The organism is Microbacterium lacus (assembly GCF_044794305.1).
Classification (GTDB): Bacteria; Actinomycetota; Actinomycetes; order Actinomycetales; family Microbacteriaceae; genus Microbacterium; species Microbacterium lacus_B.
On the sequence record NZ_CP084996.1, the window covers coordinates 833,169 to 858,013 of the forward strand.

Here is a 24,845-nt window from a genome sequence, read left to right on the forward strand (position 1 = left end):
CATCGGACGGACATCATGGACCTCTTCTCGTTCCCACCCATCTCGGCCACCCTCGACGCGGCATATGCGCTGCTGATGGGGTTGGCGTCGCTGCTACAACCGATCACGGGCGGCGCATCCGCAGCGGTCGCCGTGGTGATACTCACCCTTCTCGTGCGGACGATCTTGATCCCCACCGGGGTCGCGCAGGCCAAAGCGGATCAGACCCGTGCGAGACTGACGCCGAAGCTGCAGCAACTCCAACGCAGGCACAAGAATGACCGTGAACGTCTGCAACGCGAGACGATGAAGCTCTTTGGCGACGAGCAGGCGTCGCCGTTCGCCGGATGCCTTCCCGTGCTCATCCAAGCCCCGGTCGTCGGCATCATCTACACGCTGTTCCTGCACACCGTCATCGCCGGCCACCCGAACAACCTGCTCACCGAACAGGTCTTCGGTGTGCCGCTCGGGGCCGCCCTCATCGGTTCCGTCGGAAGCGAAACCTTGACGTGGGCTGCGGCCGCCGTATTCGGTGCCGTGATCCTCCTGATCGCTGCAATCGCGGAGATCACTCGTCGGGTCTTGCGTCCCGCGCTAACAGCGACAACCACGACGGGCAGCGAAGTGATGCTCCGCCTCTTGGGGGTCCTGCAGTTCGGCACGGCGGTCGTAGCCGCGTTCGTTCCGCTCGCCGCCGGGCTCTACCTCCTTGTCACGGTCACATGGACGCTCGCCCAGCGACTGATCCTGCGACGAAGGTTTCCTATCGATCCCCCAACCCACCAGCCCTAGATGGTGTGTTGTCCATCCCGACGGGTCCGACGATCGAAGCATCCGCCGTCTCGCCCTGGATCCCGTGCACGGTCGGCGCGTGAGCGAGTTGCACGTGATCGATCGCAGTCCGCGTGCACCCGACTCAACCTTCCTGACTGTCCGCTCCCCACGACGAAGCCCCCACTCGACCAGGTCGGGCAGGGGCTCGCTTTGGTATTTCAACGATCGCGGGTTCTCATAATCAACAACCTTTCGTCGGGGACCTCGACAATAGCGAGTGATACCCAGCAAGGGCAAGACCTCACGCGATCCTCACAGCGAGAGGTCAGCGCCGCATCTTCCCCCGGCCTGACCGGCGTGCAACGCGTACTCGTGAACCATGTTGAGCAGCGACCGCCGGAGCGAACGGTCATGCCCCCGCCCCAGCGTGTCAAGCGATGCACACACTGCGATGGTGGCATCCGCTCGTCGAACCTCCGCCAGCCACCCGCGAATATCGTCGACGCTGTCGGGCGTTCCGCCTGCGAAATCGTCGTCGCCGTAGAAATCCCGCTCGCCCTCACCGCTCAGACCACAGCCGAGGTAGCCGGCCTCCATCTGGCGGACGAGCCCGAGAACGGAAAGTGCCACGGGCGAAACCGAGCGCTGCAACGCCTGCTTGGCCGACCATCCCGGAGGATCGGGTGAACAGCGTTGGTCGGAATCAATAGCGGGGTGCTCGGGTGTGCAGTCCCGCCCCGGCGGGGCTGCGTCTGGCAGGCTTGAACGATGCAAGAAGGAGACCCAATGAAGCAGCGCAGTCTGGCGGGACGACAGGTCTCGGCGATCGGCCTGGGCGCCATGCCCCTGTCGATGAACAACGACAGGGTGTATCCGTCGTTCGAGGATGCCGTGGCAACGGTGCACGCCGCGCTCGACGCAGGCGTCACTCTCATCGACACCGCCGACATCTACGCCCCCGACGGTGAGGAGATGGGCCACAACGAACGCATCGTCGCCGAGGCGATCCGCACGTGGGACGGCGATTCGTCGAGCATCTTCGTCGCCACCAAGGGCGGCATCACGCTGGGGGAAGACGGCGGAAAGGGACGCGACGGGTCGGCGGTGTATCTGCGCTCGGCCGTGGAGAAGTCCCTCGAGATTTTCGGCGTCGACCAGATCCAGCTCTACCAATACCATCGTCCCGACCGCACCCGGGTCTACGCCGACATCATGAAGAACTTGAAGTCGCTGCACGACGCCGGACTCGTCCGTGCAGTCGGCATCTCGAACGCGAGCGTGGAAGAGATCCAGATCGCTCTCGATGTGCTCGGCGAGGGAAACCTCGCCAGCGTGCAGAACGAGTTCTCGCCGAAGCATCCGGGAAGTATCGACGAGCTGCGGTTTTGCGCCGACCACGACATCGCGTTCCTGCCGTGGAGTCCGCTCGGCGGCACCGGTGGGGGTGCTCGCAGCGTCGGTGACCGATTCTCGGTCTTTCGTGAGGTGGGCGACGCGCACGGCGTCAGCCCGCAGCAGGCTGTGCTCGCGTGGGAATTGGCCCTCGGGCCGCACGTCATTCCGATCCCGGGTGCGCGGCGCGCAGCATCCATCACCGACTCGGCCAAAGCCGCCGATCTGGAACTCACCGCCGACGAGGTCACCCGACTGTCGAAGTCGGTCGGAATCTTCGAGTAACGCGAAGGTGGGATGAAGCTAAGCCGCGGACTAGCGTCTCGCGGATCTGTCGTGCCGCGTCGTACGATCCGGGGAGTCTGTTCGCTTTGGAGGAGGCCGTCAGTGACACAACACACTCTCGAGCTGCCGGAGGTCGACCTGGTGTACGACCAGCCGATGGACGCGAGCGGGTTCCAGCCCAGGTGAAACGGTTCGGGGACCGCACCGTCGTGACCTACGACCCCCGCGGCTTGGCGCGGAGTTCGTGGTTCGACTCCCGAACCGGCTTGCCGAGAGCGAAGTCCGGTGAGAGCCTAGGCGTGTGCGCGTGCTGTGTGCGACAACGGCCAACGACGGCCACTTCCGGCCGCTGTTGCCGTTCGCGCGAGCCTTCGCACATGCGGGACACGAGGTGCTGGTGGCTGCTCCGGCGTCGTACGCAGGCGTGGTGGCGAAGGCAGGATTCGTCCACGAACCGTTCGCCGATGCGCCGCGAGACCTGATAGGTCCCGTCATGAAAAGACTGCCGACCTTGGCGTTCGAGGAGGCGGACGGCCTTGTCATCCGCGAGGTGTTCGCCCGGATCGACGCACAGGCCGCGCTGCCGTCGCTCGTGGAGACGGTCGAGCATTGGCGTCCCGATCTGATACTCCGCGAGACCGCTGAGCTCGCCTCACTGGCCGCGGCCGAGCGGGCCGAGGTGCCCCATGTGCAGGTCTGCATCGGGATGCACGAGATCCTGCCTCGATTCGCGCAGGCCATTAGCGATCCACTGGAAGAACTCGGGCGGTTGGCTGGTCTGGTCGAGGGTCGGATGACCTCCGCGCTGGACTCCGAGTCCGTCCTCAGCCTTGTGCCCGAGCTCCTCGACCACCCCCATGGCGATGTGCCGTCGGGAAGCGATGGTTTCCTGCGGTTCCACGAGCCTCGGCCGGCCGCCCGCGCCGATCGCGTCCCCGATTGGGGCGACCCGCGGGCCCCGTTGATCTATGTCACCTTCGGTTCGGTCACCGGATCGCTGCCACCATTCGCCAGCGCGTTCCGGCGCGCACTGGATGCCTTGGCCCATGTCGAGGCGCGCGTGCTGTTGACGGTCGGGGGGAAGGTGGACCCGGCCGGCCTTGGACCTCTGCCGTCCAACGCTCACGTGGAGCAGTGGTGGCCCCAGGATGCCGTGCTCGGGCAGGCCGCGGCGATGCTCGGGCACGGTGGATTCGGAACGACCATGGGCGCCCTGGCCGCGGGAGTCCCCCAGGTGGTCGTGCCGCTCTTCACCTTCGATCAGATCGTCAACGGCGACCATGTGGCGGCGGTGGGTGCCGGACTCGCTGTCGAGCGGGGGCCGTTATCGGTGGAGTCGGCCGCAGCGGAGGTGCCCCGGATGCTCGCAGACCCGACCTATGCCGCGTCGGCACGTCGCGTCGCGGCAGCGATAGCCGACCTACCATCGACCGCCGAGGCCGTCCACACCCTGGCCCGCATAGTCGGCTGACGGAGCCTGCAGGCGCATAGCCTGGGCGGATGTTCCCTCTGGTACTTCCAAGCGAAGCGCCGCGCTCACGCGCGGGATCCGCTCTCCCCGCCCCTGACGATCCATTCTGAGGGCCTCAAAATCGCCCGCGATCCCAGTCGAGAGTAGGGAACGCGGGCCGTGCCCCCGCTGGGACTCGAACCCAGACTGAAGCGATTTTAAGTCGCCTGCCTCTGCCGATTGGGCTACGAGGGCATCACTTTCCGATGCCTACACGGTACCGGTCAGCTCGGGACGGTGGCCTTCACCGGCGCCTCGACAGCCGGAGCAGCCTTCGGTGCCTCGACGGCAGCGGCCGGACGCGGACGAGCGGCGAACTCCTCGAAGACGTAGCGCGGGTTCTGCACGGCCTCGAGGTTGACGAGGTCACGACCGAGCCACAGGTTGTTCCACCAGCCCCACACCACGCGGAACTTGCGCTCCCATGACGGCATCGCGAGACCGTGGTAGCCGCGGTGGGCAACCCACGCGACAAGTCCCTTGAGCGCGATGTTGCCGGACTGGAAGACACCGTTGTAGAGACCGAGACCGGCCACGGCGCCGAGGTTCTTGTGGACGTACTCGTGCGGCAGTTCTCCGCGAAGGACTCCGACGAGGTTCTTCGCGAGAAGCTTGGCCTGGCGCACCGCGTGCTGGGCGTTGGGAACGCAGTAGCCGCCCACGCCGCCACCACTCAGGTCGGGAACGGCAGACACGTCACCGGCAGCCCAGGCACCCTCGACGATTTCGTCTTCGGTTCCCACGCGCAGGTCGGCGCGAGTGCGAATGCGCCCGCGTTCTTCGACCGGTAGGTCGCCCCCGCGCACAACGGTCGGGTTGGCCATGACGCCGGCGGTCCAGATGATGAGGTCGGTCGGGATGACCTCGCCCGTCGAAAGCTCGACGTTGCCGTCGACTGCACCGGTCACCTGAGTGTCGAGGTGGACGTTCGCACCGCGCTTGGCCAGGTCTTTGAGCACCCACTCGCTCGTCTTGAGCGACACCTCGGGCATGATGCGACCCATCGCCTCGATCAGGTGGAAGTGGGTGTCTTCGAACGTTATCTGCGGGTAGCTCTTGATGAGCGACGAGGCGAAGGACCGCAACTCGGCGAACACCTCGATGCCGGCGAACCCACCGCCGACGACCACGACCGTCAGCAGGCGATCGCGAGCGGCGCCGCGCGGGAGCATCGAGGCCTTGTCGAAGTTCGACATGAGGCGGTCACGGATCGCGACCGCTTCTTCGATGGTCTTGAGGCCGATGGCATTGTCGGCGATCCCCGGAATCGGGAAGGTACGCGAGACGGCGCCGGCGGTGACGACGATCTGGTCGTACTCCTGCTGGTAGGGCTCACCGGCGATCGGCGTGATCGTCGCGACCTTGTTCGCGTGGTTGATTCCGGTCACCTTGGCCGAGATCACCGCAGTCTTCTTGAGGTGTCGGCGCAGGGCGACCACCGAGTGGCGCGCTTCGATCGAGCCCGCAGCGACCTCTGGAAGAAACGGCTGGTAGGTCATGTAGGGCAGCGGGTCGACGATCATGACCTCCGCCTCACCCTTGCGCAGGTGCTTCTCCAGCTTCCACGCAGTGTAGAAACCTGCGTAGCCGCCGCCGACGATAAGGATCTTGGGCACGGTGTTGGTCACGTGGGATTACTCCTGGATGTCAGCTGCTCGACGAAGGGACGACGATCGGATGCGTCGGACAGCAGCGGTGACGCCGAGCGCCACCAGTATAGCGGTGGAGGTCAGCACGATCAGCGGAAGCGACCCGTAGAGCACGGATGCGTAGGTCGGAAGGAGCAGTGACACCGGGGCCGGGGCAGCGTCGGCCGGCGGCAACATTTCGACTTCGAACGGCGTCACGGTCGGTACGGGCGCGGGTCCGGAGTCTGCTCTGCGGTAGAGACGGATCCATTCGCTGAGGCTCCCCATGGGGTTGACGGAGACGCTCGGGACCGATGCGCCTACGGCGGCGGCAGCATCCACCAATCCGGATCCATAGAGCAACGCATTCCGCTCCGAAGTCGACGCGGGAGGGGTAGCGGTCTCGATGATGCGGTTGATGACGTTGTTCACGTCGAGGTCAGGGTGAGCTGCGCGCACGAGAGCGGCAATACCGGCGACGATGGGCGCCGCACCGCTGGTCCCGTCCCACTGCACGAGTTGCCCGTTCGCCGAGACTCCCAAGAGCTTCTCGCTCGGCGCTGACACGCCGATCGTGATGCCCTGCGTCGACGCGCCCACACTCGCCCGACCGGACGGGTCGACTCCGCCGACGGTCAGTACGCCGGGGATGGTTGCCGGTGCACCGACACGCGTCGTTCCGCTGGCACGATTGCCGGCAGCCACGATGACGACGACATCCTTGTCGTGCGCGTAGAGGAACGCCTTATCCCAGCTCTCATCCCAGTCGGGCACGTTCGTCGTGAGCGACATGTTGATGATGTCGGCACCATTGTCGACCGCCCACACGACCGCGTCGGCGATCTGATCGACGAACGACACGGTTGCAGACGAGCCGAATCCCACCGAGATCGACAAAAGCTCTGCCTCCGGGGCGACCCCGATCATGCCGGTTTGGGGGCCGGTTCCGCGGGCAGCGGCCAGTGACGCCACCCAACTGCCGTGGTCCGCGTCGATGGCACCGACCGGTGTGCGGCCGTCCTCCGAGCCCGCCCCAGACACGTCGGTTCCGCCGACCACGGCGCCCGCGAACTCGGCCGGTCCGCGACCGATGCCTGTGTCGATGATTGCGATGCGTACGCCCTTGCCGCGCGTGGTCTTCCACGCCTCGGTGATGCCGTAGTCGTCGAGCCAGTACTGGGCGGCGCGTACGGGGTCTTCCTCGGGCAAGGTCGGGCTCGGCGTGGATCCCGGCGTGGCCGTGTCTACGCGCCCAGCCATCGGAACCCCCGGGATGACCGCCGCGGACGCGGATGGTGAGAGTCCCAGTACGATCGCGAACGCTAGCGCGAGGCCCACGAAGAGCCGACGCGTCATCCGCCACTCCCGGGTAAGGCGCACACGCAGCGATCTGGGGACCACGTCGACACCGCCAGGGCACGATCGCCCACCGGGTTGACACCGGGACCAGCGGCGAGCGTGTGGGCGAGCAGGGCGTGGAGGCACTTCACGCGGGTGGGCATGCCGCCGGCCGAAATGCCCTCGATCTCGGGAACGTCGCCGAAGACGCTGCGGTCCGCAAGGTACGCCTCGTGCGCGGCGACGTACGCCGCGCGCATGTCTTCGTCCATCGCGAGGTCATCGGTGAGCTCGCGCATCACCTGACCCGCCTCGAGCACCGACATCGCGGCGGTCGCCCCGGGATGCGTCAGGTAGTACAACGTCGGAAAGGGGGTGCCATCGGGCAATCGGGGTGAGGTGGCCGCCACCGTGGGGTTGCCACACACGCAGCGAGCGGCGATTCCGAGAACTCCGCGGACAGGGCGTCCGAGCTGCTGGTGCATCACAGCGAGATCAGTGTCGCTTGCCGGGGAGAAAGGCGGAGTACTCACCCATCCAGGCTACTGGCCGCTCCTGAGGGGTTCCTTTACGGTCTGAGCAAGGCCCGACTGCACGACCGACCGCACCAATCCGACCATCCAGTCGCTCTTGGTCTGCGCGATCTCGTCGCTGACCGGAGCCTGCTCCTGAGGAAGGCGCTCCACAGGCAGGTCGTTGTCGACGAGGTAGACGACCTCACCCGGCCGCACGTAATAGAGCCGCTCGCGGGCTTGAGTCGTGATGTAAGCGGGGTCGGTCCACCGATCACGTTGCCGCTCGAGGTCCGCGACATCGTCGCGACTGACTTCGACGGAGCGCTCGAGCGCGGCGATCTGCTGGCGTTGGTCGAGATAGGTGCCGATCGTGGGCACCAGTACGAACGCCGCGAGCACGACCAGGCCCATCATGATCATCATGAACCCCGAGAGGCGGATTCCGCCGAGCCACCCGCGGACGTCCACCTGACCGCGGGGTGTCCTACGGGATGGACGAGAAGGGGGAGCCGTGGTCTTCGCCATGGACTCCCCCTTTCGTTGCGAACTAGCCCTTGAAGCGCGGGAAGGCTGCGCGTCCGATGAATTCGGCCGCGTCACCCAGCTCTTCTTCGATGCGCAGAAGTTGATTGTATTTCGCCACGCGCTCGCTTCGGGCGGGCGCGCCGCTCTTGATCTGACCCGAGTTGGTCGCGACGACCAGATCGGCGATCGTGGTGTCTTCGGTCTCACCCGAGCGGTGCGAGAACATCGAGGTGAACCCCGAACGGTGCGCGAGGTCGACGGCGTCGAGCGTCTCGGAGAGCGTTCCGATCTGGTTTACCTTCACCAGGAGCGAGTTCGCAGCCTTGAGCTCGATGCCCTTGCGCAGGCGGGTGGGGTTGGTGACGAACAGGTCGTCGCCGACGATCTGGATCTTCGAGCCGAGCTGCTCGGTGAGGTGCTGCCAGGCTTCCCACGAGTCCTCGTCGAGGGGGTCTTCGATCGTCACGATGGGGTACGCGTCGACGAGCTCTGCGTAGTACGCGGTGAGTTCCTCGGCCGACCAGTCCTTGTTCTCGAAGCGGTACACACCGTCCTTGTAGAACTCGGTGGCCGCAACGTCCATACCGAGGGCAATGTCAGTACCCGGGGTGAATCCAGCCTTTTCGATCGCGGTGATCAGAAAGTCAAGGCCTTCACGGTTGCTGGGCAGGTCGGGGGCGAAGCCACCTTCGTCACCGAGGCCCGTGGCGTAGCCCGCCTTCAGAAGTTCACTCTTGAGCACGTGGTAGGTCTCGGTGCCCCAACGCAGTGCCTCGGAGAAGCTGGATGCGCCGATCGGAGCGAGGAAGAACTCCTGGCAGTCGATGCCGTTGTCGGCGTGCGAGCCGCCGTTGATGACGTTGAACAGCGGAACGGGCAGGATGTGCGCGTTCGGGCCGCCGAGGTACCGGAACAGCGGCAGGTCGGCGCTGTCGGCGGCAGCCTTGGCCACGGCGAGCGAGACGCCGAGAATCGCGTTCGCGCCTACGCGACTCTTGTTCTCGGTGCCGTCAACCTCGATGAGGATCTCGTCGATGATGCGCTGCTCGCTGGCGTCGACGCCCTCGAGCGCCGGGCCGAGCTCGTCCACGACGGCAGCGACAGCCTTAAGCACGCCCTTGCCGCTGTAACGGCTCTTGTCACCGTCGCGAAGTTCGTACGCCTCGAAGGCGCCGGTCGATGCGCCAGAGGGGACGGCCGCGCGCTGGACGATGCCATCGTCGAGCAGTACCTCCACTTCGACGGTCGGGTTTCCGCGCGAGTCGAGAATCTCGCGTGCGCCTACTGCCTCGATGAGTGCCACGGAAGTGCTCCTTGCTGAGTGTTGGGGTGATGCGGGCGGAGCGTCGTCGGTCCACTTTCGAGCATAGTGATCGGGATGCCTCGACCACAGGCATCCCGATTGCCTATCCCCCGGAAGATGCCGCTCGATACTTCATACGACGACGGCGATCGCGATGCCGTCCCAGCCTTTCGCGTCCAGGGTTTGCAACGCCGTCGCATCGAAGCGCGGATCTCGCGCCAGCATCTCGAGGCCACGCTGAGTGCCGATCACATCAGATCGTTCGGTCGCGGGGTTGGCGACTTCTCCCCCTCGCCCGACGTTGTCGACCACCACGACGGTACCGGGGTGGCCGAGCCTCGCAGCCCAGTCGAGGTAGATCGTGTTGGATTCTTTGTCGGCATCGATGAAGACAAGGTCGAACGGTTCTGAGCCCTCGAGTGTAGGGAGCACATCTGCCGCACGACCGAGCAGGATCTCGACCAGCTCGCCCACCCCTGCCCGCTTGAGGTTCGCTCGGGCGATAGTGGCGATGTGCGGTTCAGCTTCGATGGTCACGACTTGACCACCCGCAGGCAGTGCTCGGGCCATCCAGATGGTGGAGTACGCACCCAGTGTTCCGATCTCGAGGACGCGCTTCGCCCCCGAGATTCGCGTGAGCAGGTGCAAGAATTTGCCGTTCACCGGCGCAACCTCGATCGCGGGAAGATCTGCCTCCCGTTGTGCGGCGACCGCCGCCTCGAGTGCAGGATCGTGCCCGACGAGCGTTTCGGCGAAGTACGCGTCGAGCGCGCGCCAGCGCTCGGAGGTGGGGTCTGTCATACCCCCAGCCAACAAGCGAGCCTCGCCCACGTCAACCCTGCGGTGTCGCCTCACGCCGCGCGAGCGATTCGAGGAGCGCACCGCCCCGTGCGGCATCGTCGACGGTAACGACGAACCGTCGCCCTGAAACGCGGTCCACCGAGATGGCAGGGCCCCGACGCAACACGATGCCCGTGGCACCCACGACCGAGCGGATGCCATAGCCACCGAATTCCCCCATCGGGCTGACGTCGCTTACCTGCACCTTGCTGACATCACCAAGCGGCACAGTGAACCGTGGGAAGCCGACGAGAGAGACGACCGACAGCCCGGCGCCGTCGACCCGCACGGTGAAGGCCAAGGTCATCAGCGACGTTGCGATGAGGAAGAGTGTCAGGGCACCGAGAATCACCGCGATCGACGGCGGCCCTCCGGCAAACCATACGAAGAGCGCAGTGCCCGCCAGCAGCGCGCAGGTCACGCCGATCACGAGCGTCGCGCCACGACCCATTTCAGCGGTCTTGAACCACGCCGCGTGCTCGCCCGGCGCGAGTGTGATGCCCGATGCCGGAACCGACGTCACATTTCGTACCTCCTGCGTGGGCTGGATGAACCAGGCGACAAGTCCCACGACGAGGGCGGCGAGCACAGCCACGATCAGGACGGGGATGACTGACGGGGCATCGACGGCGTCCGCAAGCCCCCGCTGAGTAACAAGCGTTCCCGACGCGAGCACCCCGATGAGAGCCGACACGGAGGCAGCAACAGTGCCCATGAGGCGATAGGTCGGACCGCTGTCCCCGCGCCGGAGTCCAGGAAGACAGATGAGCGCGATGAGCAGAGGGAGCCCGAGTCCGGCGACGAGGGTAACAAGCGGGTTCACCCACGCGGGTCCAAAGCCGTCCGCTTGCCCCGTCGGACCCCAGTGGATAGCGATCGTCCCGGGCACATCCGGCAACGCGAGCAGTTGGACGACGAGCGCGGCGAGGGTGAGGCCCGCGGGGATCACCACCGCGACGAGTGTGAAGCGCCGCACCGCGAGGGATGAGCGGATGTCGGTCATGGGTTCATCTCCTTGATGAGCGAGGCAAGCGAAGAGGGCGAAAGCCCGATGGAATGAGCGCGTGCGACGAGGGCACGGACATCTTCGCGGAGCGTCGCGAGGGAGGTGGCGGCATCCGTCACAACCGCACCGCGCCCTCTCCGCATGTCGACGAGACCCTCATCCCGAAGGTCTTGATAGGCGCGCAACACCGTGTGCAGGTTGATCCCGAGCGCGGACGCGACGTCGCGGGCAGCGGGCAACCGGTCGCCCGCTCGAAGCACACCCAGCGCCACATCCGAACGAATCGAGCCAGCAACCTGCGCGAAAAGCGGCTGTTCGCTGGCGGGATCGGTGCGAATGAGCATGCGAATATTCTATAACAACTAGAACACTCGCAGTGTCAGGTCGATCAGGTGTCGTGCTCGATCGGGGCGTCGGCTTGGCGGTGATCGTCGTCTGCGCCAGGTGGATACTCCCCGACCTCGGATCGACGTCGGAGTGACAGCGCACTGGCCACGGCGCCACCCCACACAATGACGATCGACAGAACCAAGAACGTGACGGCGATCGGAGTCATGAGCGCGCTCCTCTGCGGGTCTGACCGGGCGTGGGCTGTGCCGCGACGGGCGGGTACTGGGGCCACGCTGTGAAGTCGTCAGGCGACTTTCGCCACGGAACCATCGTCATCACAACGGCCACGACCACCAGGAATCCGATCGTTCCCCATCCGAACACCCCGAGGTACCAAGCTGGGTAGCCCTCGTAGCCCTCGGTGATCAGCACGATGACGCGGGCCACGAGCATCCAGGTCAATACGACCGGCGCGAGGATTCCGACAAAGAGCACCCACACTTTGCCGACCTGGAAGGTGGAGAGCGCGTTCAGGTGATAGCGCAGCTCGTTCCCCTTGCGCAGTACCCAGACGACCAGGACGGTTGCCATGATCGCCGAGGCGACGATGCCGATGTTGTTCGCCCACTGATCAACGGTGTCCAGCGCAATGAGACCGGTCGTGGTGGAGAACACCGAGATGGACAGCACAGCAGAGATCACGCCCACGGTCACCGCCGCGCGGCGCGGCGTCCAGGCGAACTTCTCCTGCACACCTGCCGAGACCACTTGGAGGACGGAAATGAGGGAAGTGAATCCAGCGAGCGTCAGCGAACCGAAGAACAGAAGGCCGAAGATCGGACCCCCCGGCATCTGCGAGACGATCGCGGGGAAAGTGACGAACGAAAGGATGGGCCCGGCGAGACCCTCGAGGTCGGCAACGCCAACCTCCTGCTGATAGGCGAAGAAGCCGAGCGTGGCGAACACGCCGATCCCGGCGAGGATCTCGAACGACGAGTTGGAGAATGCGACGACGAGCCCGGGCGTGGTCAGGTTCGAACGACGGCGGCGGTACGACGCGTAGGTCACCATGATGCCGAACGCGATCGAGAGCGAGAAGAAGATCTGGCTGTACGCCGCGATCCAGACGTTCGGGTCACCCAGCGCCGCCCAGTTCGGCGTGAAGAGAGCGTTGAGACCATCCGCCGCGCCGGGGAGGAACAGCGCGCGCACCACCAACACCAGGAAGGCGATCACGAGCACCGGGAGGAAGATCACGTTCGTGCGCTGGAGCCCCTTGGCCACACCCAGCGCGAGCACGACGATCGCGGCGATCCAGACGAGGGCGAGCGGAATCAGCACGCCCGGAACGAACTCGAGACTGAAGCCCGGGTCGCCCACCTGGAGATACTCGCCGATGAAGAATCCGGCGGGGTCATCGCCCCATCGAAGATCGAACGAGAAAACGAAGAAGCTCAACGACCACGCGATGACCGCGGTGTAGTACAACCCGATGACGAAGGCAATGGCGACCTGGAACCATCCGAGGCTCTCCAGCCAGCGCCCGGCGGCGCCTCCGAGCCGGCGGAACGCCGTCGGGGTCGCCCCACGAAAGCGGTGCCCGATCGCATAATCCAAGAACAGGATCGGGATGCCTGCCGTGAGCAGCGCGATCAGGTACGGGATGAGGAAGGCCCCACCACCGTTCTCGTACGCGACCCCGGGAAAGCGCCAGATATTACCCAGGCCCACGGCGGAGCCGATCGCCGCGAGGATGAAGCCGACCTGGCCGGTCCACTCCTCACGGGGCTTGCCTGCACCTGTCGAACTATCGGTGGTTTGGGCGGATCCGGCCACGGATGCCTCCTCGTCGTGGGGCTACGAGCGAACTACCTCGGTCTCCGGCACGCTATCAGCACCGATGGCGCGTCCGCGAGAGGTGTCATCAGACGACGAGTCAGTCGAGGGATTTGATCTCGAGCTGGTCGCGCGTCGCTCCCGCGACAACGGTCGCGAACGCGGCATAGCCGTCGGATGCCGCGCGCTCCAGGAGCGCCTTCAGGTTCTTCGTCCGCTCCTCAAGGCGAACGCGCGAGCCTTCGCCGATCAACGCGGTCTTGAGCGCGAGCAGCTCGCCGATGGGTACATCGCGATCGTGCACGAGGACGATCGCCGGGGACGCGGCATCGTGACCCGCATCAAGAAGGTCGACAAGCCGCTCGAACCCCAGGGAAAAGCCGACCGCGGGCACGTCCTGCCCGAGGAATCCGCCGATCATTCCGTCGTAGCGACCGCCGCCTCCGAGTGAGTACGCGACGGACGGGTGGGCGAGTTCGAAGATGGTGCCGGTGTAGTAGCCCATCCCGCGCACCAGGAATGGGTCGAACACGAGCGGAAGGTCACCGATCTCGCTCTGCGCAAGGCGGGTGGCTGCTACTGCCGTGCCGATGCCGACGAGGTGCGCGACGATGTCGTCGGGCGCGCCATCGGGCAGAGCCTTGCGGATCTGCCGCTCGCCGTAAGGGTGGTACTCCATCGTCATGGGACGCAGGCCGAAGGCCTCGAACGCGTCGACAGCCGTCGCGGTGACACCGCGCGCACGCATTTCTGCGACGACACCCTCGTAGCCGAGCTTATCGAGCTTGTCGATCGTGATCAGTACGCTTGGGCGTTCCTCCACTGAGAATCCGAAGCTGTCGAGCATCCATTCCAGCGCACGCCGATCGTTGATCCGGATGCTGCCACCCTCGAGTCCGAGCGCGTCAAGCGCGTCGAGCGTCGCGACGGCGAGTTCGGCCTCCGCGCGGGCCGAGGCATCACCGATGATGTCGATGTCGCACTGCACGAACTGGCGGTAGCGACCCTTTTGCGGGCGTTCCGCACGCCACACCGGCGCGATCTGGATCGAGCGGAAGACACTCGGAAGCCGGCCGCGGTTGGTCGCGTAGAACCGCGCCAGCGGAACCGTCAGGTCGTAGCGCAGGCCGAGATCGGTGAGCGCGGATAGATCATCCGCGGCCGCGGCGATCGCTTCGGAATCGAGGCCGCGCTTGAGGACGTTGAAGGCGAGCTTCTCGTTGTCGCCGCCAATACCGGAATGCAGGCGACCGTACTCTTCCATGACGGGCGTCTCGATCTCGTCGAAGCCGTGCGCGCGGTAGCGCTCGCGGATGACGGCGAGCACGCGCTCGCGGCGGTTCTTCTCGGCGGGGAGGAAGTCGCGCATGCCGCGCGGCGGGTTCACGGATACCACGGGCCTATTCTTCCAGTTCGCTGTCGCCGTCCAGAGCGCTGACGCGTGTCTCCACCGCGCGAATCTCACCTTCGAGCAGCCTCAGCCGCTCCCGGAGAGCCCGCTCGGCATCCCACCCCTTCGCCTTCGCCACCACCACGAGAGCGAGCAGCGCATCACCGAGGGCGGCCTCGGAATCCGGCTGCGCAGCTCTCTCGGGTGCGCTCACACCGACCTGAGCGGCCTTCGAGACGAGCTTCTGCCCGAGGGCAAGTGACGGCATGCGCTCACTCACCCCGTCAAGAACGCTCGTGCGCGAGTGCTTCTCGGCAGCCTTGGCCGCGTTCCAGTGCACGAGGACCTCGTCGGGCGTGGTCGCGATCGCCTCACCGAAGACGTGTGGATGCCTCCGCTCCATCTTCTCGGTGACCCCGCGTGCCACATCATCGATGTCGAACGGGCTCTCCGCGTCGCGTGAGGCGATCTCGGCGTGGAAGAGCACCTGCCAAAGCAGGTCACCGAGTTCTTCGCGCAGATCGTCTCGCGAACCGTCTTCGACAGCGTCGATGAGCTCGGCGCTCTCTTCGATCAAGTAGGGCACGAGCGCGCGGTGGTCGATTCGCTGCGTCCAGACGCAGCGATCGCGCACGGCGCGCATCGTATCGGCTGCGGCGCGCAGCGGGTCACGGTCGGTCACGATGCAACCGGAGCGGGCTCCGCGGCGGCGAGCTTGCGGTAATGCGCCGCCCGCCACGACAGCAGGACGCCCGAGAGGATGAGCGAGATGAGCGATCCCGCCAGAACCCCGAGAATCGCCTCGTCCCGAACCAGGTCAGCATCGGCGAAAGCCAGCTCCGACAGCAGGAGCGAGACAGTGAACCCGATGCCACCCAGCGCGCCCGCGGCGACGAGATCCGCAAAGGTCAGCGCCGGAGCATCCTGCCCCTTTCCGATGCGCAATGACAGCCAGCCGAACAGCGAGATGCCGATGATCTTTCCGAGCGGCAATGCCACGAGAATGCCCCAGAACGCTGGCGACAACTCCGAGGCCGAAACGGCGGGAATCGCCACGAGCGCTGCCGAGAAGGCGAAGATCGGAAGGACCAGCCCGTTGACCCACGGCTCGATCACGTGGCGCGTGTGCAGCGCGGGCTGTTGCGCCATGGCGAGGCCGAGCACGACCCCGGCGATGGTCGCGTGAACGCCCGACTGGTAGACGAAGACCCATGTGGCAAGGCCCAGCACGATCAACGCGATGATGATCGGGAAGCGCCCGCGCGTGTCGAGCTGGCGACTCAGGATGCCGAACGCGACCACGCACACGGCGGCCGCGATCAGCATCCCGAAGTTCACGCCGTCTGTGAACAGGACCGCGATGAAGAGGATCCCGACAATGTCGTCGAGGATTGCCAGTGCGAGCAAAAAGATGCGCAGAGCCGGCGGGAGTCCCTTGCCGAAGACGGCGAGCACACCGAGTGCGAACGCGATGTCGGTCGCCGTGGGGATCGGCCACCCGGCCGCGGCCTCTGACCCGTGCGCGAAGGCAACGTAGATGATGATCGGAACGACTACGCCACCCGCCGCGGCGATCGCCGGTTGGATCGCCTTGCGGAAAGAATTCAGCTGCCCGCTCGTGAGCTCGAACTGCAGTTCGATCGCGACGACGAAGAAGAAGATCGCGAGCAAGCCGTCCTTGATCCAGTGCGAAACCGACAACTCGAAAACACTGGGGATGCCGAAGTAGCTGTGCATGAAATCGTCGACAGCGGGCCCGGCCGCAGTGTTGGCGACGATCAGGCCGAGTACGGCTGCGAGCAGGAGAATGATCGCAGGAAAACGTGCGGAGCGAAGCAGGGACATCGGGTCCTTCCGGGGACGCGGCGGGGGGTCGGCAAGAGCGACGCCGACCAGACTTCCCGGCACTCCTTCGCTCAAGTCTAGCCACGCTCGAGACGCCGCCCCGGTGTGATCTGAGCGAAACACGAGCGGGCTAGCGTGGTCGAATGCGCGAGTTCACCCAGACCGAAGCGATCGATGTCGTCGGGCGGTACGAGGCCGAACAGGAGATTCCCGAGAGAATGCGCGCCGATGTGCGCCTTCTGGGGTCGATCCTGGGGCGCGTCCTGCGCGAGAGCGGATCGCCCGGACTCTTCGAAGATGTCGAACGCCTGCGCGTGGCGACGATCCACGCGTACACCGACGAAGATCCCGAGGCTTTCGCCCGTGCGGGCGAGATTGCGGATTCCTTCTCGGTCGCGCGAGCGGACGAGGTGGCGCGAGCGTTCACCTGCTACTTCCATCTGGTCAACCTGGCGGAGGAGCACCAGCGAGTACGCATCCTGCGCGAGCGCGACGGGCGCCCCGACCGCGAGGAAGCCGGTGACTCGATCGCCGCGGCATTCGTCACGCTGGCGGCAGAAGTCGGCGACGACACCGCCCTGGACCGCCTGCGCAACCTGCGCTTCCACCCCGTCTTCACCGCGCACCCCACCGAGGCCCGTCGCCGCGCGGTGTCGACCAGCATCCGTCGCCTCGCGACCCTGCTCGATGAGCACGACGCGTCGGTGCGCAATGGCGCCGACCAGCGTCGCGCCGAGCGCCGCATGCTCGAAGAGGTCGACACGCTGTGGCGCACCGCTCCCCTTCGCCCCGAGAAGCCCTCCCCGACTGACGAAGTGCGTGCGGTCATGGCGGTCTTCGACGAAACCCTGTTCACGGCCGTTCCGCACGTCTACCGACGAGTCGACGACGCACTTCAGGGGCCTGCGGCGGGTGGGCGCGCTCCGGTTGTGCGGCCCTTCGTGCGCATCGGTTCGTGGGTCGGCGGCGATCGCGACGGCAATCCGTTCGTGACGGCGTCCGTAACGCGCAAGGCCGCGGCGATCGCGAGCGAGCACGTGCTCCTGGGGCTCGAGCGCACGGCGAATCGCATCGGACGCACGCTGACACTGGATGCTACGACCACTCCCCCGAGTCCTGCCCTCGTCGCCCTCGCGCTGAAGCTGTCGGCCGCCGACGAAGAAGCGGCGGCCGAGATCACACAGCGGTCACCGAACGAACCGCATCGCAGCATCCTGTTGCTTCTCGCCCGCAAGATCGCCGCGACCCGCAGCCGCAACGCGGACCTCGCGTATCGCGACCCCGAGCACCTGCTGGTAGACCTTCGCGTCGTCCAGGACTCGCTCGTCGCCGCGCGGGCTCCGCGCCAGGCGTACGGCCACCTGCAGCAACTGATCTGGCAGGTCGAGACGTACGGCTTCCACCTCACCGAACTCGAAGTGCGTCAGCATTCGGCCGTCCACGCCAAGGTGCTGGCCGAACTCGACGACGGCGGACCGCGGTCGCCGCAGACCGAAGAAGTGCTCGACGTCTTCCGCGCGATCGCGTACCTGCAGGACCGCTTCGGGCCGCGGGCCGCCGGCCGCTACATAGTGTCGTTCACGCAGTCTGCCGGTGACCTCGCGAACGTCCACCGGCTCGCGGCGTACGCCGTGGGACCGGGTGTCACTCCGCCGGTGCTGGATGTCATCCCGCTCTTCGAGACGTTCGCAGACCTTCAGGCGGCGCCGGGGATCCTCGCCGAGATCGTCGAGCACCCGGAGTTCAGTGATCGGTTGGCCGCCACCGGCCGACGGCTCGAAGTCATGCTCGGCTACTCCGACTCGTCGAAGGATGTCGGACCGGTTGCGGCGAACCTCGCGCTTTACGAAGCCCAGGCGAAGATCGCGACGTGGGCGAAAGAGTCGAGCATCGTTCTGACTCTCTTCCATGGCCGCGGCGGCGCTCTGGGCCGCGGCGGCGGACCGGCCAACTCGGCGATCCTCGCGCAACCCGCAGGGTCAGTCGACGGTCGGTTCAAGCTCACCGAGCAGGGCGAAGTCATCTTCGCGCGCTACGGCGACCCGGCGATCGCGATGCGACACATCGACCAGGTTGCCGCGGCCGTGCTGATGGCGTCTGCTCCGTCGATCGAACAGCGCAATACCGACGCGGCTGCGAAGTACACAGACGTCGCGACGACGATGGATGCGGCATCCCGCGCCCGCTTCTTCTCGCTGGTGAAGGCACCGGGCTTCGCACCGTGGTTCGCCCAGGTCACTCCGATGGAAGAGCTCGGTCTGCTCGCCCTGGGTTCGCGCCCCGCGCGTCGCGGACTCTCGGTGGAGTCCCTCGAAGACCTTCGGGCGATTCCGTGGGTTTTCGCGTGGACGCAGGCGCGCATCAACCTGGCCGGCTGGTTCGGCCTCGGCACCGCGCTCGAAGCCGTCGGTGACGAAGCCCTGCTCGCGCAGGCCTACGGTGAGTGGCCGCTGTTGCGCACGATGATCGACAACGTCGCGATGAGCCTGGCGAAGTCCGACGACCGCATCGCGCGGCATTACCTCGCCCTCGGCGATCGCGACGACCTCGCCGCACTCGTCATGGACGAGATGGAACTGACTCGATCGTGGGTCGTGCGGGTCACGAGTGCCACAGAGCTGCTGAGCAACAAGCCCGTGCTGCAGCGTGCCGTGAAGATGCGTAGCCCTTACGTCGATGCCCTGTCGTTACTGCAACTGCGTGCGTTGCGCGCACTGCGCACCGAGTCGGGCGCATTTGACCCCGAACAGCAGCGCCTGTTGTTGCTGTCTGTGTCGGGCGTCGCTGCGGGGCTTCAGAACACCGGGTGAGATGCCGGCCGAACACCTGGGTCAGTCGACCCGGGCGTCGTCCTGGTGACGGGCGAGGCTCTGACCGTAGCGCTCGGTGAGCTGCACCATGAGGTCGGGTGTCTCGCGGTCGAGGCCGAAGACGTAACCCGGAAAGTCGAGTTCGTGCTGCGCCGCCCAGATCTCTTCGTGCCTGTCCGGCGAGAGGATCTGCACGGGATTGCCGACAGCCACCCACGCGATCGGCACCGTGCTCTCGGCGGGGAGGCTCGTACGCAGGTGCACGACCGCGTTGATGCGCACCTCGCTGCGCGCGCCGATACGCGCGCCGTTGAAAACGCGCGTTCCGGTGGCGAGAAAGACCTCGTCTTCAACAACTGCACCCGAGATACTCGCCATCGGTCCGACGAGAACGTGATCGCCGATGTGCACCGGGTTGGTCGACGTGGCGCGGATAAGGGCGTTCTCCATCACGATCACGTTCTCGCCAAGCGTGATCACTCCCCCTTCGGAGGTGATCACCGCGCCGTGCAACACCTGGCAACCGGGACCGATCTCGACATCGCCGCTGATCACGGCCGTGGGCGCAATCACTGCGGTCGGATGGATGCGGGGCTGGGCCCCGAGGTGCTCGAACTTCACCGTTCCTCCTCGATCATGCTCAGGCTACCGGCACGCCCGCGCTTCATCGGCTGCGCTCAGGCCACGCACTCCACTGTCGACCGCCCGTCAGCACGGGAATAGCCGCATCCAGCCGTTCAACGGCGATATCGGAGTGACCGGTGCTGCCGGATCTGCCCCCCACGCCATCTTCGCGGAGCGCGAATCCGACCGCGAGCGACCGCTCAGGATCGTAGACCTCGGAGTATCCCCCTCCGACGATGGTGCGAACCGTCCACTCCAGCTCGTCGGCGCTGCCGTCCCACGTCTCGTCGCACGCGTCGCATCCGCACACCGGAAAGAGGAAGTCGTGCAGCAGACCTGCGTGCACCACGATTCCGGGGTGAATCGTGTAGATCACCGTGATCCGCGCTGCGTCCGGTTCCGCCGGCGTGACGCGCACCGCGCGCGCCACTCTGTGGTTCCCGTCGAGACCCACAGGATGCATCAGATCGGAGGCGGCCTCAAGTGAGTCAGAAGCGTCCGCGTCGAACTCGCCGACGAGCCACTCGATGAGTGCATCGGCAATCTTCTCCAACGGTGCGAACCGTTGCGGGTGAGCCGTCACCGAGTAGGTGTCTTCGGGGGGCGGACTCACCGCCCAGCGCGTACCGTACGAGATCGGCGCTCCATCGGCATCGAGGAATTCCTCGTTCTCCACCACCGGCCGCTGAAATGCCTGCATCGCTTGATGCTACCCGGCGGGTTCGTCTTTCACCGGCCAAAGTTGGTCGATCAGCTGCCCGACCCACGTGATGAGCGCCGCATCCGTCATCGCTTCGCCGCCCGCCGTCGGCAACGGCACGACGAGGGCATCGCCCCCCTGCAGCAGCTTCGCCTTCGGGTGCAGACGCTGCAGGCGCACCCGCATCGAATCGGGCAAATGGGCGGGCGCGATACGCAGATTCGGCCCCATCGCGACGACGTCGGCGAGCCCGGCCTTCGCCGCACGGCGGCGCAGTCGCGCGACGGCGAGAAGCCCCTCGACCTCTTGTGGCGGCTCGCCGTAGCGGTCGGTGAGTTCTTCGACAACGAGGTCGATCGACTCGTCTTTCGCGGTGACGGATGCTGCCGCCGAGAGCTTCTGATACGCCTCGAGGCGCAGCCGCTCGCTGTCGATATACGAGTCGGGGATGCGCGCCTGCACCGGCAGTTCGAGGCGGAGTTCCGCCGGACCCTCGACGTCATCGCCGCGGAAAGACGACACGGCCTCGCCGATCATGCGCAGGTACAGGTCGAACCCTACACCGGCGATGTGACCCGCCTGCTCGGCCCCGAGCAGGTTGCCGGCGCCACGGATCTCGAGATCTTTCAAAGCCACCTGCATCCCGGAGCCCAGGTCATTGTTGACCGCGATCGTCTCGAGACGGTCGGCCGCGGTCTCTGACAGCGGCTTCTGCTCGTCGTAGAGGAAGTACGCGTACGCGCGCTCGCGCGCACGACCCACGCGGCCGCGCAACTGGTGCAGCTGCGACAGACCATACTTGTCCGCCCGGTCGATGATGATCGTGTTCGCGTTGGCGATGTCGAGCCCGGTCTCGATAATCGTCGTCGAGACGAGCACGTCGGCGCGGCGTTCCCAAAAGTCATCGACGACCTGCTCGAGCTGGTGCTCGCCCATCTGGCCGTGGGCCACCGCGATGCGAGCCTCGGGAACCAACTCCGCCAACTGGGCAGCGACACGCTGGATGGACTGCACCCGGTTGTGGACGAAGAAGATCTGGCCCTCGCGGAGCAGCTCTCGCCGAATCGCCGCGGCGATCTGCTTGTCGTTGCGGGCTCCGACGTAGGTGAGGATCGGATGCCGGTCTTCGGGCGGAGTCTGGAGCGATGACATCTCGCGGATGCCCGTGACTGCCATCTCCAGTGTGCGCGGGATCGGGGTCGCGCTCATGGCGAGGATGTCGACGTTCGTCTTCATCTTCTTCAGCTTGTCTTTGTGCTCGACGCCGAACCGTTGCTCTTCGTCGATGATCATCAGGCCGAGGTCCTTGAAGAGAACCTTCTCGGTGAGGATGCGGTGTGTGCCGATCACCATGTCGACCGTGCCGTCGGTGAGACCGGCGAGCACATCGCGCGCTTGCTTGTCGGTCTGAAAGCGCGAGAGCGCCTTGACCTTCACCGGGAACCCGGCAAAACGCTCCTGGAAAGTCTCGATGTGCTGTTTCACCAGCAACGTCGTCGGCACGAGCATCGCGACCTGCTTGCCGTCTTGAATGGCCTTGAACGCGGCACGGACGGCGACCTCGGTCTTTCCGAACCCGACGTCGCCCGAGAGCAACCGGTCCATCGGGATCGGCTTCTCCATGTCAGCCTTGATCTCGTCGACCGTCTGGAGTTGATCGGGAGTCTCAGCGAACGGGAACGCTTCTTCGAGCTCGCGCTGCCAGGGGGTGTCAGGACCGAACGCGTAGCCCTTGGACGCCATGCGAGCGGAGTAGAGCTTGACGAGTTCGACGGCGATGTCGCGCACGGCCTTGCGGGCTTTGCCTTTCGCCGCCGCCCAATCGGACCCACCCATCTTCGACAGTTGGGGAGCCTCGCCACCCACGTACCGCGACAGCAGGTCGAGCTGATCCGTCGGGACGAACAGCTTGTCGCCGGGATACCCACGCTTGGAGGGCGCATACTCGATCACGAGGTACTCGCGGGTGGTCTTGATCGGGTTACGCCCGCCGCTGGAAACCTCACGCTGGGTCAGCTCGATGAACTTTCCGATTCCGTGGGTGGAGTGCACGACCGCATCACCAGCCTTGAGCTGTAGCGGATCCACGACGTTCTTGCGGCGAGACGCGAGCTTCTTGACGACCCTCTGGTCGCTGCCGATCGTGCGGCCGTAGAACTCGGTCTCGGTGAGTACGGCGAACTTCGCTTCGGGAACCTCGAAGCCGCGCTCGAGTGTGCTCACCACGAGGTGGGCCACGCCGGGCTCGGGCACCTGGTGCAGGCCGTCGACCTTGCGCGCGGCGATCCCCTCTTCGGCGAGCACGTCGCGTGCGCGTTCGACGAGACCGGTTCCGGATGCCGCGACCACGACTCTCCAGCCGTCGGCGAGGAGCTCGCCGACGTGCAGGATGGCACCCTCGACGAGACCCTGGAACGAGGGCACCGGCCGTGCCGCCACCCGGATCGCCGCGGCCTCTTCGAGGAGCACGTCGACGTCGGTGAGGCCTTCGGCCGCAGCATCCGCCGCCCCCGAATCGAAAGCGCTGACTGTCCACCAGACGTCGCCGCGCGCGTGTGCGGCGTCGCGGAGGTGAGGGAGGGTGACGAAGTCCCCGGCACCGAGGTCGACCGGGGTATCGGCGCCAGCGGTCGCCGCGCTCCAGGCTGCCTCGAGAAACTCTCGGTTGGTTTCACCAAGCGTGATCGCGCGGGTAACGGCGCGCTCGGGATCGACGAGCGCCACCGCGACACCCTCGGGAAGGTAATCCACCAGAGTGACGAGTCCGTCAACGAGCGCGGGGAGAAGGGACTCCATGCCCTCGGCCGGGATTCCCTCGGCCATCTTCTCGAGCATTCCGCGCAGACCCGGGAACTGGTCGCGCAGTGCCAGCGCGCGCTCGCGCACGTTGTCGGTCAGCAGCAATTCGCGGCTCGCGACCAGCTCGATCGCAGGCACCTCACCCGGAAGGGAGCGCTGATCGGCAACGGAGAAAGCGCGGATCTGGTCGACCTCATCGCCGAAGAACTCGACGCGGTAGGGGTGGGCTGCGGTCGGCGGGAAGACATCGAGAATTCCGCCGCGCACCGCGAACTCGCCGCGCCGCGAGACCATGTCGACGCGCAGGTACGCCCGTTCGACGATCTGGGCCAGGATCTCCGACATGTCGTGTCCGCGACCGCCGACAGCCAGGCGAATCGGTGCGACGTCGGCGAGCCCCGCAGCCAGAGGCTGAATGGCGCCACGCACGGACGCTGTGATGATGAGGGGCCGCTCGCCCGTCCAGGCGGCGATTCGCCCCAGCGTTTCGATGCGTCGGCCGACGATCTCAGGTGACGGGCTCAATCGCTCGTGGGGAAGAGTCTCCCAGGCCGGAAAGTGAATCACTTCGGCGCCGGGCATCAGCGCCTCCAGCGCCGGACCGAGCGACTCGGCGCGTCGGCCGGTCGGCGTGATCACCAGCGCCATCGGCGGACGACCTACACTCCGCCGACGCTCGATGAGAGAGGCGAGAAGCGGCGCGCCGAGTCCTTCGACGAGAGAGAAGTCGGCATCGACGGATGCCGCGCCGAGGGCGTCGCGGAACGAATCGTCCTGCTCGAGGGCGCGCAGAATCCCGGGAACTGTCACTGCAGAAGTCTACGGCCGCGGCCGACACCGGTGGCGCGGGTCGCACCTTAGGATGACTGGCGTGAGCGAACCCACCGGCGCCCCCTACGCCCCGCCCCCCGGCGCTTACGTTCTGCCCCCGGGCTACGTTCCCGGCGCCCAGTACGCGCCGCCTCCCGGCTACGGCGCTCCGGCCGCGTACGCATTGCCCCCGAGCTACGGTGCCCCCGCGACCCGCGGTTCTTCGGTTCTCGGTCTCGTCGCACTGTGGGCAGCGCTCATCGCCGCCGTCGGCACGTCTATCGTCGGAGCGGTCGCGGGGTGGAGTATCGGCCTCGGCGTGGGCACCGAGTTCGCGACCAGCCCGCTCGATGCGAACTTCGACTGGTCGATCCTGTCGCCCGTGCGAGGGTGGGTGCTCACGGGCGAGAGTGCGTTCTGGACCGGGACGGTGGTGGGCATCTGCGCCATCGTGTTGGGAATCGCCGCGATCGTGAAGAATCAGCGCCGCGGAGCCGGCATCGCCGCCGTGATCATCGCCGCGCTGGGCCCGATCGTGTTCGCGGTCGGAGTCCAGGTGTTGATCGCGACCGGACTCGCGGCAGGAACCAGCGTCGCAGGCTGAGC

At 66.2% G+C, this 24,845-nt stretch carries 22 protein-coding genes and 1 tRNA gene; 5 read left to right on the forward strand and 18 right to left on the reverse strand.

Going from position 1 to position 24,845, the window contains the following annotated elements; translation table 11 throughout:
• Positions 1-15 precede the first annotated feature (15 nt).
• Positions 16-771 (forward strand): YidC/Oxa1 family membrane protein insertase, encoded by a 756-nt coding sequence (locus LG299_RS04135; protein ID WP_404433703.1) that lies wholly within the window; start codon positions 16-18, stop codon positions 769-771.
• Between the two features lie 294 nt (positions 772-1,065).
• Here LG299_RS04135 and LG299_RS04140 read toward each other — a convergent pair whose 3' ends face one another.
• The gene (locus LG299_RS04140; protein ID WP_404433704.1) at positions 1,066-1,383 is read right to left on the reverse strand and encodes a DUF664 domain-containing protein; all 318 of its coding nucleotides are present in this window, start codon (positions 1,381-1,383) and stop codon (positions 1,066-1,068) included.
• Between the two features lie 156 nt (positions 1,384-1,539).
• Between LG299_RS04140 and LG299_RS04145 the strand changes: the two genes are divergently transcribed.
• Both LG299_RS04145 and LG299_RS04150 read left to right on the forward strand, forming a co-directional pair.
• A complete protein-coding gene (locus tag LG299_RS04145; RefSeq protein ID WP_404433705.1) occupies positions 1,540-2,430 on the forward strand; it encodes an aldo/keto reductase in 891 nt (296 codons plus the stop codon).
• Positions 2,431-2,731: 301 nt separating this feature from the next.
• Entirely contained in the window at positions 2,732-3,901 is a 1,170-nt protein-coding gene (locus tag LG299_RS04150; protein WP_404433706.1) for a glycosyltransferase, read from the forward strand.
• 160 nt (positions 3,902-4,061) lie between these two features.
• Here the strand turns inward: LG299_RS04150 and LG299_RS04155 are convergent.
• The 14 genes from LG299_RS04155 to nhaA form a co-directional block, all read right to left on the reverse strand.
• Positions 4,062-4,135, reverse strand: a tRNA-Leu gene (locus LG299_RS04155).
• Positions 4,136-4,164: 29 nt separating this feature from the next.
• Positions 4,165-5,568: an NAD(P)/FAD-dependent oxidoreductase gene (locus tag LG299_RS04160; protein ID WP_404433707.1), complete on the reverse strand. Its 1,404-nt coding sequence runs from the start codon at positions 5,566-5,568 to the stop codon at positions 4,165-4,167.
• Positions 5,569-5,574: 6 nt separating this feature from the next.
• Positions 5,575-6,924, reverse strand: coding sequence for a S8 family peptidase (locus LG299_RS04165; protein WP_404433708.1), 1,350 nt, complete (start codon positions 6,922-6,924; stop codon positions 5,575-5,577).
• Positions 6,921-7,439: a DUF501 domain-containing protein gene (locus tag LG299_RS04170; RefSeq protein ID WP_404433709.1), complete on the reverse strand. Its 519-nt coding sequence runs from the start codon at positions 7,437-7,439 to the stop codon at positions 6,921-6,923. Before LG299_RS04170 ends, LG299_RS04165 begins: the two co-directional genes overlap by 4 nt.
• A gap of 9 nt (positions 7,440-7,448) precedes the next feature.
• On the reverse strand, positions 7,449-7,946 hold the full coding sequence (locus LG299_RS04175; protein WP_404433710.1) for a septum formation initiator family protein: 498 nt from the start codon (positions 7,944-7,946) through the stop codon (positions 7,449-7,451).
• A 22-nt stretch (positions 7,947-7,968) separates the two neighbouring features.
• Positions 7,969-9,249: a phosphopyruvate hydratase gene (gene eno / locus LG299_RS04180; protein ID WP_404433711.1), complete on the reverse strand. Its 1,281-nt coding sequence runs from the start codon at positions 9,247-9,249 to the stop codon at positions 7,969-7,971.
• A 132-nt stretch (positions 9,250-9,381) separates the two neighbouring features.
• On the reverse strand, positions 9,382-10,050 hold the full coding sequence (locus LG299_RS04185; RefSeq protein ID WP_404433712.1) for an O-methyltransferase: 669 nt from the start codon (positions 10,048-10,050) through the stop codon (positions 9,382-9,384).
• A gap of 31 nt (positions 10,051-10,081) precedes the next feature.
• Positions 10,082-11,092, reverse strand: coding sequence for a DUF1648 domain-containing protein (locus LG299_RS04190; protein WP_404433713.1), 1,011 nt, complete (start codon positions 11,090-11,092; stop codon positions 10,082-10,084).
• The gene (locus LG299_RS04195) at positions 11,089-11,439 is read right to left on the reverse strand and encodes a GntR family transcriptional regulator (RefSeq protein ID WP_404433714.1); all 351 of its coding nucleotides are present in this window, start codon (positions 11,437-11,439) and stop codon (positions 11,089-11,091) included. The genes LG299_RS04190 and LG299_RS04195 overlap by 4 nt, the downstream gene beginning before the upstream one ends.
• A gap of 44 nt (positions 11,440-11,483) precedes the next feature.
• Positions 11,484-11,651 carry a methionine/alanine import family NSS transporter small subunit gene (locus LG299_RS04200; RefSeq protein ID WP_404433715.1) on the reverse strand — a complete coding sequence of 56 codons (168 nt, stop codon included), beginning with the start codon at positions 11,649-11,651 and terminating at the stop codon, positions 11,484-11,486.
• The gene (locus LG299_RS04205) at positions 11,648-13,261 is read right to left on the reverse strand and encodes a sodium-dependent transporter (protein WP_404433716.1); all 1,614 of its coding nucleotides are present in this window, start codon (positions 13,259-13,261) and stop codon (positions 11,648-11,650) included. Before LG299_RS04205 ends, LG299_RS04200 begins: the two co-directional genes overlap by 4 nt.
• Before the next feature lie 100 nt (positions 13,262-13,361).
• Positions 13,362-14,630, reverse strand: coding sequence for a histidine--tRNA ligase (locus LG299_RS04210; protein WP_404434796.1), 1,269 nt, complete (start codon positions 14,628-14,630; stop codon positions 13,362-13,364).
• A gap of 31 nt (positions 14,631-14,661) precedes the next feature.
• Positions 14,662-15,294: a MazG nucleotide pyrophosphohydrolase domain-containing protein gene (locus LG299_RS04215; RefSeq protein WP_404434797.1), complete on the reverse strand. Its 633-nt coding sequence runs from the start codon at positions 15,292-15,294 to the stop codon at positions 14,662-14,664.
• Positions 15,295-15,329: 35 nt separating this feature from the next.
• Positions 15,330-16,496, reverse strand: coding sequence for a Na+/H+ antiporter NhaA (gene nhaA, locus LG299_RS04220; protein ID WP_404433717.1), 1,167 nt, complete (start codon positions 16,494-16,496; stop codon positions 15,330-15,332).
• Positions 16,497-16,639: 143 nt separating this feature from the next.
• Here nhaA and LG299_RS04225 point away from each other — a divergent pair, with 143 nt between their 5' ends.
• Complete coding sequence (locus LG299_RS04225) at positions 16,640-19,306, forward strand: phosphoenolpyruvate carboxylase (RefSeq protein ID WP_404433718.1); 2,667 nt, start codon at positions 16,640-16,642, stop codon at positions 19,304-19,306.
• 21 nt (positions 19,307-19,327) lie between these two features.
• On the opposite strand, the gene LG299_RS04230 is transcribed toward LG299_RS04225, so the two are convergent.
• From LG299_RS04230 to mfd, 3 genes are read right to left on the reverse strand one after another with little or no spacing between them, the layout of a single operon-like run.
• Entirely contained in the window at positions 19,328-19,927 is a 600-nt protein-coding gene (locus LG299_RS04230) for a gamma carbonic anhydrase family protein (RefSeq protein ID WP_404433719.1), read from the reverse strand.
• Positions 19,928-19,970: 43 nt separating this feature from the next.
• Positions 19,971-20,630 (reverse strand): DUF6226 family protein, encoded by a 660-nt coding sequence (locus LG299_RS04235; protein WP_404433720.1) that lies wholly within the window; start codon positions 20,628-20,630, stop codon positions 19,971-19,973.
• Positions 20,631-20,639: 9 nt separating this feature from the next.
• The gene (gene mfd, locus LG299_RS04240; RefSeq protein WP_404433721.1) at positions 20,640-24,239 is read right to left on the reverse strand and encodes a transcription-repair coupling factor; all 3,600 of its coding nucleotides are present in this window, start codon (positions 24,237-24,239) and stop codon (positions 20,640-20,642) included.
• Positions 24,240-24,300: 61 nt separating this feature from the next.
• On the opposite strand from mfd, the gene LG299_RS04245 reads away from it, so the two are divergent.
• Positions 24,301-24,843 carry a hypothetical protein gene (locus LG299_RS04245; RefSeq protein ID WP_404433722.1) on the forward strand — a complete coding sequence of 181 codons (543 nt, stop codon included), beginning with the start codon at positions 24,301-24,303 and terminating at the stop codon, positions 24,841-24,843.
• The last annotated feature ends 2 nt before the right edge of the window (positions 24,844-24,845 follow it).

What these genes read in the sequence shown, in the direction of transcription:
- LG299_RS04135 (WP_404433703.1), top strand. Translation starts at nt 16, where the DNA reads ATGGACCTCTTCTCGTTCCCACCCATCTCGGCCACCCTCGACGCGGCA.
- LG299_RS04145 (WP_404433705.1), top strand. Translation starts at nt 1,540, where the DNA reads ATGAAGCAGCGCAGTCTGGCGGGACGACAGGTCTCGGCGATCGGCCTG.
- LG299_RS04165 (WP_404433708.1), bottom strand. Translation starts at nt 6,924, where the DNA reads ATGACGCGTCGGCTCTTCGTGGGCCTCGCGCTAGCGTTCGCGATCGTA.
- LG299_RS04175 (WP_404433710.1), bottom strand. Translation starts at nt 7,946, where the DNA reads ATGGCGAAGACCACGGCTCCCCCTTCTCGTCCATCCCGTAGGACACCC.
- LG299_RS04185 (WP_404433712.1), bottom strand. Translation starts at nt 10,050, where the DNA reads ATGACAGACCCCACCTCCGAGCGCTGGCGCGCGCTCGACGCGTACTTC.
- LG299_RS04190 (WP_404433713.1), bottom strand. Translation starts at nt 11,092, where the DNA reads ATGACCGACATCCGCTCATCCCTCGCGGTGCGGCGCTTCACACTCGTC.
- LG299_RS04195 (WP_404433714.1), bottom strand. Translation starts at nt 11,439, where the DNA reads ATGCTCATTCGCACCGATCCCGCCAGCGAACAGCCGCTTTTCGCGCAG.
- LG299_RS04200 (WP_404433715.1), bottom strand. Translation starts at nt 11,651, where the DNA reads ATGACTCCGATCGCCGTCACGTTCTTGGTTCTGTCGATCGTCATTGTG.
- LG299_RS04210 (WP_404434796.1), bottom strand. Translation starts at nt 14,630, where the DNA reads ATGCGCGACTTCCTCCCCGCCGAGAAGAACCGCCGCGAGCGCGTGCTC.
- LG299_RS04215 (WP_404434797.1), bottom strand. Translation starts at nt 15,294, where the DNA reads ATGCGCGCCGTGCGCGATCGCTGCGTCTGGACGCAGCGAATCGACCAC.
- nhaA (WP_404433717.1), bottom strand. Translation starts at nt 16,496, where the DNA reads ATGTCCCTGCTTCGCTCCGCACGTTTTCCTGCGATCATTCTCCTGCTC.
- LG299_RS04225 (WP_404433718.1), top strand. Translation starts at nt 16,640, where the DNA reads ATGCGCGAGTTCACCCAGACCGAAGCGATCGATGTCGTCGGGCGGTAC.
- LG299_RS04235 (WP_404433720.1), bottom strand. Translation starts at nt 20,630, where the DNA reads ATGCAGGCATTTCAGCGGCCGGTGGTGGAGAACGAGGAATTCCTCGAT.